The organism is Microbacterium thalassium (assembly GCF_014208045.1).
In the GTDB taxonomy this organism is placed as follows: domain Bacteria; phylum Actinomycetota; class Actinomycetes; order Actinomycetales; family Microbacteriaceae; genus Microbacterium; species Microbacterium thalassium.
On sequence record NZ_JACHML010000001.1, the window covers coordinates 1,687,734 to 1,700,948 of the forward strand.

Consider the following 13,215-nt stretch of genomic DNA (forward strand, 5'->3'; position numbering starts at 1 on the left):
GGAAGCCGCGGCGCGTTGCGCGCCGCCTCGTGCTGCCTCCCATCCGGACTAGCGACGGATACCCGTCGCATCACCGTCGGTTCCGGATTTCCACCGGATCGGCCGGGACGACCCCTTTCGGATGCGTCGCCTCGGTTCGCGGACTGTCACCGCCGGTTCGGATTCCCACCGACCCCGGAGCACGTTGATCTCTGAAGTCTACCCAACGCACCGGCCGTCGAATCATTCCGGTTCGCGCGAACCTGCGCGTTCCATGTGCGTCTGCACCGACGGGCCCCGGATCGGCCGCGACGTCCGCCGCCGGCCCTAGCCTGGAGCCATCGGAGGGGGAGCATGGAACATCCTGCGTCACGGCGCGAGGAGCTCGCAGAGAGGCCGTACGCCGACGTGCTGGTGATCGGCGGCGGCATCAACGGGATCGCCGTCTTCCGGGATCTCGCCCTGCAGGGCGTCGATGTCGCGCTGGTCGAGCGCGGCGACTTCGTCGGCGGCGCCTCGGCCGCGTCCTCGCACATGATCCACGGCGGCATCCGGTACCTCGAGAACGGCGAATTCCGCCTCGTGCACGAGGCCGTCACCGAGCGGAACGCGCTGCTGCGCATCGCGCCGCACTATGTGCGTCCGCTGCAGACGACGATCCCCATCTTCACCACGTTCGCCGGCGTGCTGACCGCTCCGCTGCGGTTCCTGCGCCACGGGGGCGCCCGGCGCGGCGCACGCGGCGCCGCGCTCATCAAGATCGGGCTGACGATCTACGACTCGTTCTCGTCCGGAGGCGGACGTGTGCCCCGCCACTCGTTCCACGGCCGGAGGGCGTCGCTGCGCATCCTGCCGCGGCTGAATCCCGACGTGAAGTACACCGCGACCTACTGGGACGCATCGCTCCACGATCCCGAGCGTCTCGCGCTCGACGTCCTCCGCGACGGACGGGAGGCCGGCGGCCATCGCGCACGCGCGGTCAACTACGTCCGGGCTGCGGGCGTCGAAGCCGGCAGGATCGTGCTCGAGGATGCCGTCACCGGCGTCCGCTGGGCCTTCGCGGCATCCGTCGTGATCAACGCCAGCGGGCCCTGGGTCGACGTGACCAACGCCGCCCTCGACGACCCGACGCGGTTCATGGGCGGGACCAAGGGCTCGCACATCGTGCTCGACCACCCCGAGCTGCTGGCGGCCACCGCCGGGCGCGAGCTGTTCTTCGAGCACAAGGACGGCCGCATCGTCCTCATCTACCCCCTCAAGGGCCGCGTGCTGGTGGGCACGACCGACCTCGAGCACGACATGGCGGATCCCGTCGTGTGCACCGAGGACGAGGTTGACTACTTCATCGACCTCATCGGTCACGTGCTGCCCGGCATCCGCGTCGACCGGTCCCACATCGTGCATCGGTTCTCGGGGGTGCGGCCGCTGCCCGGGCACGGCGACGTCGCGCCGGGGTTCGTCTCGCGCGACTATCGCATCGAGGAGGCGCCGCTGACCGGAGCCGACAGCCGCGTGCTGAGCCTCGTCGGCGGCAAGTGGACGACGTTCCGCGCTTCGGCGGAGTCCCTCGCCGATCGTGCGCTCGAGATTCTCGCCCACCCGCGCCGCAGCTCCACGCGGGGCGTGCCGATCGGCGGCGGGCGCGGCTTCCCCACGACCGAGCGGCGGCGCCGCCAGTGGGCGATGGGCCATGACGACACCGTCGGCGCGGACCGCGCCGCAGTGCTGCTCGACCGGTACGGCACGCACGCGGCGGCGGTCATCGACGCGATCGTCGCCGACCCCGACGACGCGCCGCTGCGGAGCCTGCCCGACTACAGCACCGGCGAACTGCGGCACCTCGCGCGCACCGAGGACGTCGTGCACCTCGACGACGTCCTGCTGCGTCGCACATCGATCGCGTTCACGGGCGGCGCGACGCTCGAGGCTGCGCGCGAGATCGCCGAGGCGATCGGAACGGCGGTCGGCTGGGATGCCGCGGCGCAGGCGGCCGAGGTGGCGCGGGCGCTGGCGAGTGTGCACGCCGCCGATCCGACGTGGGATCCGGCCTCGGTCGCGATAGCCTGACCGCAGCCGCCTGCCGGGCGGGTCATCGACGACGATGTGCGGGGCTCCCGCCGGGAAGGAGACGCCGTGCCCGGGCACGTGCTGGCCATCGATCAGGGGACCACGTCCACGCGGGCGATCGTGTTCGACGCGCACGGCGTGCCGCGCGCGGACGCGCAGCGGGAGCACGAGCAGATCCTGCCGCGCGCGGGATGGGTCGAGCACGATCCGGTCGAGATCTGGACGAACACCGAGTTCGTCGTGTCGGCGGCGCTGTCGCGGGCGCACCTGACGGCATCCGACATCGCCGGCATCGGCGTGACCAACCAGCGCGAGACGGTGATCGTGTGGGACCGGCGCACCGGGCGGCCCGTCCACCACGCCATCGTGTGGCAGGACACCCGGACGCAGGCCCGGGTGGACGAGATGGCGTCGGGCGAGCTCGGAACCCACCGGTTCGCCGAGCAGACGGGCCTGCCGCTGGCGACCTACTTCTCGGCCTCGAAGATCGCGTGGCTGCTCGATCGCGTGCCGGGTGCGCGCGAGGCGGCGGAGCGCGGCGAGGTGCTGTTCGGCACCCCCGACACGTGGGTGGTGTGGAACCTGACCGGCGGCACCCGCGGGGGCATCCACGTCACCGACGTCACGAACGCCAGCCGCACGCTGCTGATGGACCTGCAGACCCTGGACTGGGCCGACGAGCTCCTCGAGGTGTGGGGGATCCCGCGCGCGATGATGCCCGAGATCCGCTCGTCGAGCGAGGTCGTCGGCCGGACGCAGCTGCCGTCGGTCGCGAACGACGTCCCGATCGCCGGCATCCTCGGCGACCAGCAGGCGGCGACCTTCGGGCAGGCCGCGTTCGAGGCGGGGGAGTCGAAGAACACGTACGGCACCGGGAACTTCCTGCTCGTGGGGACCGGCACCGAGATCGTCCGCTCCGAGCGCGGACTCATCACGACCGTCGCATACCGGTGCGGCGACGAGCCCGCCCACTACGCCCTCGAGGGCTCCATCGCGGTCACGGGCTCTCTCGTGCAGTGGCTGCGCGACAACCTCGGGATCATCCAGCGGTCGGAGGACGTCGAGAAGCTCGCCGGAACCGTCGCCGACGCGGGCGGGGCGTACTTCGTGCCGGCGTTCTCGGGGCTGTTCGCGCCGTACTGGCGCCCGGATGCGCGCGGCGCCCTCGTCGGCCTCACCCGCTACGTCAACAAGGCGCACATCGCCCGGGCCGCGCTGGAGTCCACGGCGTTCCAGAGCCGGGACGTCATCGAGGCGGTCGTCGCCGACACCGGCCGCGAGCTCGACGAGCTGCGCGTGGACGGCGGCATGACCCGCGACGACCTGCTGATGCAGTTCCAGGCCGACATCCTGGGGCTGCCGGTCGTGCGCCCGAAGGTCGTCGAGACGACGGCGCTCGGCGCCGCCTACGCCGCCGGACTCGCCACCGGCGTGTGGGGGAGCCGCGACGAGCTGCGCGCCCACTGGCAGGAGGATGCGCGGTTCGAGCCGCGCATGGGCGAGGACGAGCGCGAGCGCCGGTACCGCATGTGGAAGAAGGCGGTGTCGAAGTCGCTGGACTGGGTCGACGAGGACGCGCGCGAGCTGATGGGGACGACCGGGCGCTGAGCCGTCACTTGAGCAGGCGCGAGAGGCGCCGGTCGGCGAGGATCTTGCCGCCCGTCTGGCACGTGGGGCAGTACTCGAGGGAGTTGTCGGCGAAGAAGACGCTGCGGACCTCGTCGCCGCACACCGGGCACGCTTCGCCGCGGCGTCCGTGCACCTGCATCCCGCGGCGCTTGGCGTCCTTCAGGTCTGCGGGGGGTTTGCCGGAGGCGGTGGCCACGGCATCCGTCAGCGTGTCGGTCATCGCCTGGAAGAGGCGGTCGATCTCGGCGTCGTCGAGGCTCGCCGCCAGGGCGTACGGCGACATCTTCGCGGCATGCAGGATCTCGTCGCTGTACGCGTTGCCGACTCCCGCGATGATGGCCTGGTCGCGCAGCACGCCCTTGATCTGGGTGCGTCTGCCCGCGAGCAGCGCCGCGAACGCGTCGCGGTCGAACGCCGGATCGAGGGGATCGGGGCCGAGGCGCGCGATCCCGGGCACGTCCGCGGCCGAGCGCGCGGCGTAGACCGCGAGCGACTTCTTGGTGCCGGCCTCGGTCAGGTCGAAGCCCGATCCGTCGTCGAAGCCGACGCGCAGGGCGATCGGCGTGCGGCCGGGCTTGATCACCGTCTTCGGCAGCTCGTCGTACCACCGCAGCCACCCGGCCTTGGCGAGGTGGAAGACGAGGTGCAGCTCATCGCCCGCGGCATCCGCTCGGAGGTCGACGAACTTGCCGTGGCGTTCCGCGCCGGCGATCTTCGCGCCGTGGAGCGCGGTCAGCGGGGGGTCGTACGTCTTCAGCGCGGCGATGTTCGCGACGGTCGCGCGGGTGACGGCGAGCCCCGTCGCGCGGCCGCGCAGGAACTCGACGAGTCCCTGCACCTCCGGCATCTCGGGCATGCGCCCATCCTGGCACGCGCCGCCGACGGCGGGTCAGTCCTCGAGCACCGGCCAGGGCTGCGGCGTGCGGTCGTCGGTGCGCAGAAGACCCGCGATCCAGCCGTCGTCGCGGCCGTGGCCGTTCACGAGCGACTGCCGCATCGTCCCCTCGTACCGGAAGCCGAGGGTGCGCGCGACGCGCGCCGAGCCGACGTTCCCCGCCACCGCACGCCACGAGATCCGGACGAGGTCGAGTCCCTCCTGCGCGAACCCCCAGTCGATGACCGCCGTGGCCGCCTCGCGCAGGCGTCCGCCGCCGCGGAAGGACGGCGCCATCCAGTAGCCGAGCTCGCCGATGCCGTCCGCGATGCGGTACAGCCCGATCGTGCCGATCATCCTCGCGCGCTGGTGGATGCCCCACGAGAGGTTCTCGCCCGTCGCCCAGTCCTTGGGGATCTGTGCGACGTACCCTTCGGCGTGGCGACGCTCGTAGGGCGAGGGCACGGTCGTGTAGCGCTGGATGTCCCTCGCCTGGCAGGCGGCGTAGATCGCGTCGACATCCGCCGCCGTGGGCACCGACAGCTCCAAGCGCGGAGTGCGGAGGATGACGGGATGCACACCCCCACCCTAGGGGCGGGGACTCGGATGCCGACCGCCTCCGGCGGCGCCGCGGCCCCCGGACCTCGCGGCCTCCAGCGCGTGCACGAACTCAGGCAGCGTCGCACGACACGCCGGGTGGGCGTGACCCCGCCCGCGTGTCTGCCTGAGTTCCGGCACAGGTGGGTCTCCTCCCCAGGGGACCGGCGTCCGTGACTCATCCACCGGTGCAGGGCCGGTCGGGTGGCCCACCGCGACGATGCCGAGGATCGCGGTGTGACTGAGGCGGACGATGATGCGAGCCGGGATGCCGCGGCCGGGCCGGGTGCCGCCTGTGCCGAGGCGGGCATCCGCGTGCGATCGCGCGCGGAGCTTCTGGCGGAGTTCGGCCGCCGGGGACTCGCGCGCGCGGTCGCGCACGGCGACTGGATCCGCGCCCGGCAGGGTGCGTATCTGCCAGGAGACGCTCCGTCGGCCTTCGTGCGCGCGGTGCGCGTGGGCGGCAGACTCACGTGCCTGTCGCTGCTGCGGCACCACGGCGTTTTCGTGCAGTCCCGCGGGCCGATCCACATCCACCTGCCGCGCTCCATGAGTCGCATGCGCGACCCCGACTCGCGCCGCCGCAAGCTGGCGGGCCGATCGCGTCGGGCGCCCGTCCTGCACTGGCACCGCACGATCCGCCCTCTGCCGGATGACGGCGCAGCCGTCCATCCCGTCGACGCGCTCGCGCATGCTGTGCGGTGTCAGTCTCCCCGTGAGGCGATCGCCTCGATCGACAGCGCGCTCTTCACCGGATTCATCGCGGAGTCAGATCTGGGGGTGCTCTTCGAGGCGCTGCCGAGGAAGTACCGCGCGCTCCGACCCCATATCGACGGTCGCGCGGAGTCGGGCCCCGAGACGCTGGTGCGGTTGATGCTCCGCGCCCTCGGCTGCACGGTGGAGCTGCAGGTGGAGTTCGTCGGCGTCGGGCGCGTCGACCTCGTCGCCGATGGCTGGCTGGTCATCGAGTGCGACAGCAGGCAGTTCCACTCGTCCTGGGAGGAGCAGCTGCGCGACCGGGCGCGCGACATCGAGCTCGCCGCGCAGGGGTTCTTGACGCTCCGGTTCACCGCGACGCAGATCATGCACCGCCCGCACGAGGTCGTCGACGCCCTGCGCGGCGTCCTCGCGGCCCGTCGTCTCTAGCGGCCGGTCGTCCCTAGCGGCCGTCGTCCGGAGCGGGCCGTGCCCCGCTCCGGCCGCTGCCGCTTCGCCCGGGTGCACGAACTCAGGCAGTCGCACGCGGCGCGCCGAGGGTCGGCGGCGTGTCGTCCAGGACTGCCTGAATCCGTGCACGCGCGGTCGAGGCGGGAGCGACCCCGACCCCGGACGGGGCGGTGGGGCCTGGGGCCTCAGACGCGGCGGTGGGGCCTCAGACGGGGCGGGGGGCCTCAGACGCGGCGGAGGAGGCCGATCTTCTCGTACACGTCGGCGAGCGTGCGGTTCGCGACCTCGGACGCCTTGGCGGCGTTGACCGCGAGCACGCGGTCGAGCTCGGCCGGGTCGTCCAGCAGTTCGAGGGCGCGCTCGCGCACCGGGCCGAACTCCTCGACCACGACCTGCGCCAGGCCCTTCTTGAAGTCGCCGTAGCCGCGGCCGGCGTACTCGTCCTCGATCGCCGGGATCTGGCGACCGGTGAGGGCCGCGTAGATCACGAGCAGGTTCGAGACGCCGGGCTTGTTCTCGCGGTCGTAGCGGACCGAGCCCTCGCTGTCGGTGACGGCGCGCATGATCTTCTTCGCCGACTTCGACGGCTCGTCCAGGAGCCACAGGACTCCGGCATCCGTCTCGGCCGACTTCGACATCTTCGCCGTCGGGTTCTGCAGGTCGTAGATGCGCGCGGTGTCCTGCTGGATGACGGGCATCGGGACGCGGAAGGTCTGGCCGAAGCGCGAGTTGAAGCGCTCGGCGAGGTCGCGCGTGAGCTCGACGTGCTGCTTCTGGTCGTCGCCGACCGGCACGATGTCGGTCTGGTACAGCAGGATGTCGGCGGCCATCAGCACCGGGTAGGTGAACAGCCCCACGCTCGTGGCGTCGGCGCCGTAGCGCTGGGACTTGTCCTTGAACTGGGTCATGCGGCCGGCCTCGCCGAACCCGGTGATGGTCGAGAGGATCCACGCGAGCTCGGCGTGCGCGGGGACGTGCGACTGCACGTAGAGGGTCGAGCGCGAGGGCTCGATGCCGGCCGCGATGTACTGAGCGGCGGTGCGGCGGGTCTTCTCGCGCAGGTGCTCGGGGTCCTGCGCGACGGTGATCGCGTGGAGGTCGACGACCGAGAAGAACGCGTCGTAGGACTCCTGCAGGTCGCGCCACTGCATGAGAGCTCCGATGTAGTTGCCGATCTGGAGCGAGTCGGCCGAAGGCTGCATGCCGGAGTACAGGCGCGGTTTCTGCATCCCTCAATCCTGCCACGGCGATCGGTCGCCCCCGCGACGCGCGACGGCTTCCATCAGGCCCAAGGTCCCTGGCGCGGCGGGCCGGCCGCCTCCATGCTGGAGGGGTGAGCGCGTGCGGCGATGAGCAGGCGAGCGAGGACGGCATGGGCGCCGGTTCTTCGCGAGGAGCAAGAACATGAGAAGTTTCGCTCCCATTTGGCCGGAAGGTCCCCGTGAGAGGTGCGTAGGGTGAGTTCACCGCAGTTCTTGACTCATCCCCAGAAGGGAGAGCCGGTGATCGATCCGCGCGTCCCCATCGCCACGGGCGCTGTGCCGACGGTGTCCGGCCGCCGCGCCGCCTACTTCGTCTCCGACAGCACGGGCATCACCGCCGAGACGCTCGGCAGCGCTCTGCTGGTGAACTTCCCCGCGATCAGCTTCGAGCACCGCACGATCCCGTTCGTCGACACCGAGGCCGGTGCGCGCGACGTCGTCTCGGAGATCGACCGGGCCGCCGACGCGGGCCTCGCGCCGGTCGTGTTCACGACCGTCAAGCAGGCTCAGCTGCGCGCCATCCTCGCCGAGGCGCGCGCCGTCACGATCGATCTGCTCGCCGGTCACCTCACCGAGCTCGAAGAGGCGCTCGGAGCGGATGCCTCGGAGCAGATGGGGCAGTACCACGGCGTCGGCGACATGCAGCGCTACCAGGCGCGCATGCGCGCCGTCGAATACGCCATCGAGCACGACGACGGCCAGAGCATGCGGGCTCTCGACATTGCGGACATCATCATCGTGGCGCCCTCCCGCTGCGGCAAGACCCCGACCACGATGTACCTCGCGCTGCAGTACGGGCTGCTGGTGGCGAACTATCCGCTCACCGACGACGACTTCCCGACCGACTCGCTGCCGAAGATGGTGGCGCCGTACGCCGAGCGATGCTTCGGCCTCACGACCACGCCGCTGCGGTTGAGCCAGGTGCGCCACGAGCGCCGTCCCAGCTCGCGTTACTCCAGCCTCGAGCAGTGCACGCTCGAGCTGCGGCGTGCCGAAGACCTGTATCGGCGCAACCGCGTGCCGTTCCTGAACTCATCGACGAAGAGCGTCGAGGAGATGTCCGCGGTCATCATGCAGACCATGAAGCTGCGTGCGTGACCCGAGTCCGAGAGAGGTTCGAACGAATGAGCAACATTCTGTGGTTCCAGGACATCGGCATGGCCGATCTTCCCCAGGTGGGTGGCAAGAACGCGTCGCTCGGAGAGATGGTCTCCCACCTGTCGGAGGCGGGCGTGAAGGTGCCCGGCGGATTCGCGACGACCGCCGACGCGTATCGCCGATTCCTGGAACACGACGGCCTCATGCAGCGCATCAAGTCCGCGGTCGAGTCCCTGGACATGGACGACGTCACCGAGCTCGCCCGTGTCGGCGCCGACGTGCGCGCGTGGATCGAGGACCAGCCGTTCCCGCCGGACCTGGAGCAGGACCTGCGGGACGCCTACGCGAAGATCGTCGCGGACGACCCCGACCCCGAGGGCGTGACCTGGGCCGTGCGCTCCAGCGCGACGGCGGAGGACCTCCCCGACGCCTCGTTCGCCGGGCAGCAGGAGACCTTCCTGAACATCGGCGGCGTCGACAACATCCTCCACGCCGTTCGGGCGGTGTTCGCCTCGCTCTACAACGACCGCGCGATCGACTATCGCGCCCACCACGGATTCGAGCACCACGACGTCTTCCTCTCAGCGGGAGTGCAGCGCATGGTGCGCTCCGACGTCGGTGCATCGGGTGTCATGTTCACCGTCGACACCGAGTCGGGCTTCGACCGGGCCGTCTTCGTGACCGGGTCGTACGGGCTCGGCGAGGCCGTCGTGCAGGGCGCGGTCAACCCGGACGAGTTCTACGTCTACAAGCCCGCGCTGCGCGCCGGGCGCCCGGCCATCCTGAAGCGTCAGGTCGGCGAGAAGGCGGTCGCGATGCGCTACACCTCGGGCGTCAACGTCGGCGGATCGACCGCGTTCGAGGACGTCCCCGAGGCGGACCGGCAGCACTTCTGCATCACCGACGCCGATGTCGAGGAGCTGGCGCGGCAGGCGCTCACCATCGAGGAGCACTACGGTCGCCCGATGGACATCGAGTGGGCCAAGGACGGCGTGACCGGCGAGCTGTTCGTGGTGCAGGCGCGCCCCGAGACGGTGGTCTCGCGCGCGGACGGCAACGTCATGCGTCGCTTCGTCCTGCGCGAGGGCGGCGACGTGCTGGTGGCCGGTCGCGCGATCGGTCAGAAGATCGGGGCCGGCAAGGTGCGCGTGCTGACGAGCCTCGATCAGATGACGCAGTTCCAGACCGGCGACGTGCTGGTGGCCGACATGACCGACCCCGACTGGGAGCCGATCATGAAGAAGGCGGCCGCGATCGTGACCGACCGCGGCGGGCGCACGTGTCACGCCGCGATCATCGCGCGCGAGCTCGGCATCCCCGCCGTCGTGGGAACCGGCAGCGCCACCCGTGCTCTGCATGACGGCACCCCGGTGACCGTCTCGTGCGCGGAGGGCGACGACGGCCTCGTCTACGACGGCCTGCTCGACTTCGTCGAGGAGGAGACCCACCTCGACCAGATGCCCGAGATCCCGGTGAAGCTGATGATGAACGTGGGCACCCCCGACCAGGCGTTCTCGTTCTCGAAGCTGCCCAACCGCGGCGTGGGACTGGCGCGGCTGGAGTTCATCATCAACCGTCAGATCGGCATCCACCCGCGCGCTCTGCTCGAGCACGACACGCTGCCGGCGGACCTGCGCGCCGAGATCGATGAGCGCATCGCGTCCTACCCGTCGCCGCGCGAGTACTTCGTCGACCGCGTCGCCGAAGGCGTGTCGATGATCGCGGCGGCCTTCGCCCCCGAGCCCGTGATCGTGCGGATGAGCGACTTCAAGTCGAACGAGTACGCCAACCTGATCGGCGGCAGCCGCTACGAGCCGGAGGAGGAGAACCCGATGCTCGGGTGGCGCGGGGCGTCGCGCTACGTCGCCCCCGACTTCCGGGAGTGCTTCGAGATGGAGTGCGAGGCCATGAAGCGCGTGCGCGACGACATGGGCCTGACGAACGTGAAGATCATGGTGCCGTTCGTGCGGACGGTGGCCGAGGGTGCCGGCGTCGTGGAGCTGCTCGCCGAGAACGGCCTGCGCCGCGGCGAGAACGGGCTCGAAGTCGTGATGATGTGCGAGCTGCCTTCCAACGCCCTGCTGGCGGACGAGTTCCTCGACCACTTCGACGGGTTCTCGATCGGCTCGAACGACATGACCCAGCTCGTGCTGGGGCTCGACCGGGATTCGTCGCTGGTCGCATCGACGTTCGACGAGCGCAACCCCGCGGTCCTGAAGGTCCTCGAGATGGCGATCAGCGCGTGCAAGCGGCGCGGCAAGTACATCGGCATCTGCGGGCAGGGCCCGTCGGACCACCCCGATCTCGCCGAGTGGCTGCTGGATCAGGGCATCGAGTCCATGTCGCTGAACCCCGACACCGTCGTGGAGACGTGGCTGGCGCTCGCGCGCAAGGCGGCGCTTCAGCCGACGGCGTAGTCCGCGACGACGGGGGCGTGATCGCTCCACCGGGTGTCCCACGCGTCGGCGCGGTGCACCCGGTAGTCGGTCACGCGCTCAGCGAGCTCGGGGGTCGCGACGTGGTAGTCGATGCGCCATCCGGTGTCGTTGTCGAAGGCGCGTCCGCGCATGGACCACCACGTGTAGGGCCCGTCGACGTCACCGGCGAAGCGTCGGCCGACATCCACCCAGCCGAGACCGGTTCCCGTGGTCCCGTCGGCGCACGCGATCTCGGCGCCGGCCGCTCCGAAGAAGCGGTCGAAGTAGGCGCGCTCGCGCGGCAGGAACCCGGACTTCTTGACGTTGCCCTTCCAGTTGCGGATGTCGAGCTCGCGGTGTCCGACGTTCAGGTCGCCCATGACGACGGCGAGCGGGCAGTGCTGCCGGAGCTGCGGCAGGCGCACCTCGAGCGCGTCGAGGAACGCCCACTTCGGATCCTGCTTGGGGGTGTCGGCCTCGCCGGTGTGCACGTAGGCGCTCACGACGGTGAGGCGCTCGTCGCCGACGGCGAAGTCGGCCTCGATCCATCGACCCGCCGTGTCGAGCGGTTCGGCGCCCGCGTCCTCGTCGCGCAGCGCCCGCCGCACCGCGATCGCCGGCATCCGGCTCGCGATCGCCACGCCCGCCCGGCCCTTCGCCGCGGCCTCGTCGTTCACGATGTGCCAGCCCGGCAGCGCCTCCGCCAGCTGCGCCTCGGTCGCGCGCACCTCCTGCAGCGCCATGATGTCGACGTCCGCCTCGTCGAGCCACTCGATCATGCCCTTGCGGACGGCGGCGCGGATGCCGTTGACGTTGATGGAGGCGATGCGGAGTCGTGAAGGCACGACCGACAGCCTAACCGCGGCCGCGGACAGCGTCGGTCACTCGAAGAGGGACCCGCGCTTGGGCTCGGGGGGCTTCTCCGCCTCGACCTGGGCGAGCTCGTCCTCGGCCTCGTGGACGGCCCGCTGCGCCTGCCAGCGCCGGTACCACGGCGAGTGCTCCAGCGCCTCCTCGGCGGTGCGCAGCCGCACGCGCGCCGCGAGCAGCAGCGCCCGGTGCTCGGCGATCAGGCGGTCGGCCTCGGACTGCTCCAGGATCGGCATGTCGGCGTCGCCCGCCGACACCGCCATCCACGATGCCGCCACGAGCAGCACGATGCCGACCAGCCGGAACCACAGCAGCAGACCGATGAAGACGGCGAACGTGGCCAGCAGCACGTTCGTGGGCGTGTAGGCCAGCGCGATGCCGGCGCCGATCTGGAGCACGGCGGTCGCGACGCCGCCGAGCATCGCGCCCGGCCAGATCTGACGCCAGCGCAGGGCGGTGCCGGTGAGGAACTTCACCAGGCTCGCGATCACGCCCGTGTTGAGCGCGATCAGGAGCGTGAACGCGATGAGCGCGCCCGCGACGTTGTACCAGACCGAGCTCCGGCTCCAGTCGAACAGACCGAAGACCCAGTCCAGCGCGAACGTGCCGGCCGAGGTGAGTCCCCACCCGAGCAGCAGCGCGGTGCCGAACGCTGCCGCGGCGACGAAGTCGGTGGACTTCAGCAGCAGGTAGTTGCGACGGTCGGGCGGGATGCCGAAGATGTCGCGCACCGCGCGGCGGGCGAACGTGATGGATCCGATCGCGGTCCAGATCAGGGTGGCGAGGGCGATCACACCGGTGATCCCCAGCACGCCCGTCGTCGAGTCGGCGACCGACTCCACCTCCTCGGGGGTGAAGACGCCGCCCTCGGGGGCGATGAGGCCCGGGATGTAGCTGTTGATGAAGTCGATGAGCCCGTCGATCGCCTGCTGGCTGCCGCCGAGCCAGATGCCGGCGGCGGCGAAGGCGACGTAGATCGCGGCGAAGGCCGCGAACAGCGCCTGGTAGCTCACGCCGGCGGCGAGCAGGAATCCGTTGTGCTGCAGGAAGTGCCGCCAGACGCGGATGGGGAACCACCCGAGCGTGACGCGCGTGATCGCGGTCGCGCGTTCGATGGGCTGGTCGAAGCGCTCCTTGAGGCTCTCCTGCGTCGTCTCCCAACGGTGGCGGAGCGTCTGCTCCTCGAGGGCCGCGGCGTCGGCGGCGCCGCGCGCCTGCCTGTGCCGCTCGCGTCCGCCTTTCGCTGCCACCGCGC

The 13,215-nt window shown here is 71.0% G+C and carries 10 protein-coding genes and 1 riboswitch; of the genes, 5 read left to right on the plus strand and 5 right to left on the minus strand.

Annotated elements, in window-relative coordinates:
* Positions 1 to 26 precede the first annotated feature (26 nt).
* A riboswitch (FMN riboswitch) is annotated at positions 27 to 186 on the minus strand.
* A gap of 147 nt (positions 187 to 333) precedes the next feature.
* Together HD594_RS07745 and glpK are read left to right on the plus strand one after the other, a co-directional pair.
* Entirely contained in the window at positions 334 to 2,046 is a 1,713-nt protein-coding gene (locus HD594_RS07745) for a glycerol-3-phosphate dehydrogenase/oxidase (RefSeq protein WP_184750393.1), read from the plus strand.
* Between the two features lie 66 nt (positions 2,047 to 2,112).
* Entirely contained in the window at positions 2,113 to 3,654 is a 1,542-nt protein-coding gene (glpK, locus tag HD594_RS07750; RefSeq protein WP_184750394.1) for a glycerol kinase GlpK, read from the plus strand.
* A gap of 4 nt (positions 3,655 to 3,658) precedes the next feature.
* Here glpK and HD594_RS07755 read toward each other — a convergent pair whose 3' ends face one another.
* Both HD594_RS07755 and HD594_RS07760 read right to left on the minus strand, forming a co-directional pair.
* The gene (locus tag HD594_RS07755) at positions 3,659 to 4,531 is read right to left on the minus strand and encodes an Fpg/Nei family DNA glycosylase (RefSeq protein ID WP_184750395.1); all 873 of its coding nucleotides are present in this window, start codon (positions 4,529 to 4,531) and stop codon (positions 3,659 to 3,661) included.
* A gap of 33 nt (positions 4,532 to 4,564) precedes the next feature.
* The gene (locus HD594_RS07760; RefSeq protein WP_184750396.1) at positions 4,565 to 5,128 is read right to left on the minus strand and encodes a GNAT family N-acetyltransferase; all 564 of its coding nucleotides are present in this window, start codon (positions 5,126 to 5,128) and stop codon (positions 4,565 to 4,567) included.
* Between the two features lie 255 nt (positions 5,129 to 5,383).
* Between HD594_RS07760 and HD594_RS07765 the strand changes: the two genes are divergently transcribed.
* Positions 5,384 to 6,292, plus strand: a complete 909-nt coding sequence (locus tag HD594_RS07765; RefSeq protein WP_271171182.1) for an endonuclease domain-containing protein — start codon at positions 5,384 to 5,386, stop codon at positions 6,290 to 6,292.
* 245 nt (positions 6,293 to 6,537) lie between these two features.
* Here HD594_RS07765 and trpS read toward each other — a convergent pair whose 3' ends face one another.
* Complete coding sequence (gene trpS / locus HD594_RS07770) at positions 6,538 to 7,542, minus strand: tryptophan--tRNA ligase (protein WP_184750397.1); 1,005 nt, start codon at positions 7,540 to 7,542, stop codon at positions 6,538 to 6,540.
* 273 nt (positions 7,543 to 7,815) lie between these two features.
* On the opposite strand from trpS, the gene HD594_RS07775 reads away from it, so the two are divergent.
* Both HD594_RS07775 and ppsA read left to right on the plus strand, forming a co-directional pair.
* Positions 7,816 to 8,673 carry a pyruvate, water dikinase regulatory protein gene (locus tag HD594_RS07775; protein WP_373877188.1) on the plus strand — a complete coding sequence of 286 codons (858 nt, stop codon included), beginning with the start codon at positions 7,816 to 7,818 and terminating at the stop codon, positions 8,671 to 8,673.
* A gap of 26 nt (positions 8,674 to 8,699) precedes the next feature.
* Entirely contained in the window at positions 8,700 to 11,090 is a 2,391-nt protein-coding gene (gene ppsA, locus HD594_RS07780) for a phosphoenolpyruvate synthase (RefSeq protein ID WP_184750398.1), read from the plus strand.
* Here ppsA and HD594_RS07785 read toward each other — a convergent pair.
* Both HD594_RS07785 and HD594_RS07790 read right to left on the minus strand, forming a co-directional pair.
* The gene (locus HD594_RS07785; protein WP_184750399.1) at positions 11,075 to 11,935 is read right to left on the minus strand and encodes an exodeoxyribonuclease III; all 861 of its coding nucleotides are present in this window, start codon (positions 11,933 to 11,935) and stop codon (positions 11,075 to 11,077) included. The two genes, ppsA and HD594_RS07785, sit on opposite strands and share 16 nt — an antisense overlap.
* Before the next feature lie 36 nt (positions 11,936 to 11,971).
* On the minus strand, positions 11,972 to 13,210 hold the full coding sequence (locus HD594_RS07790) for a YihY/virulence factor BrkB family protein (RefSeq protein WP_184750400.1): 1,239 nt from the start codon (positions 13,208 to 13,210) through the stop codon (positions 11,972 to 11,974).
* Between the last annotated feature and the right edge of the window lie 5 nt (positions 13,211 to 13,215).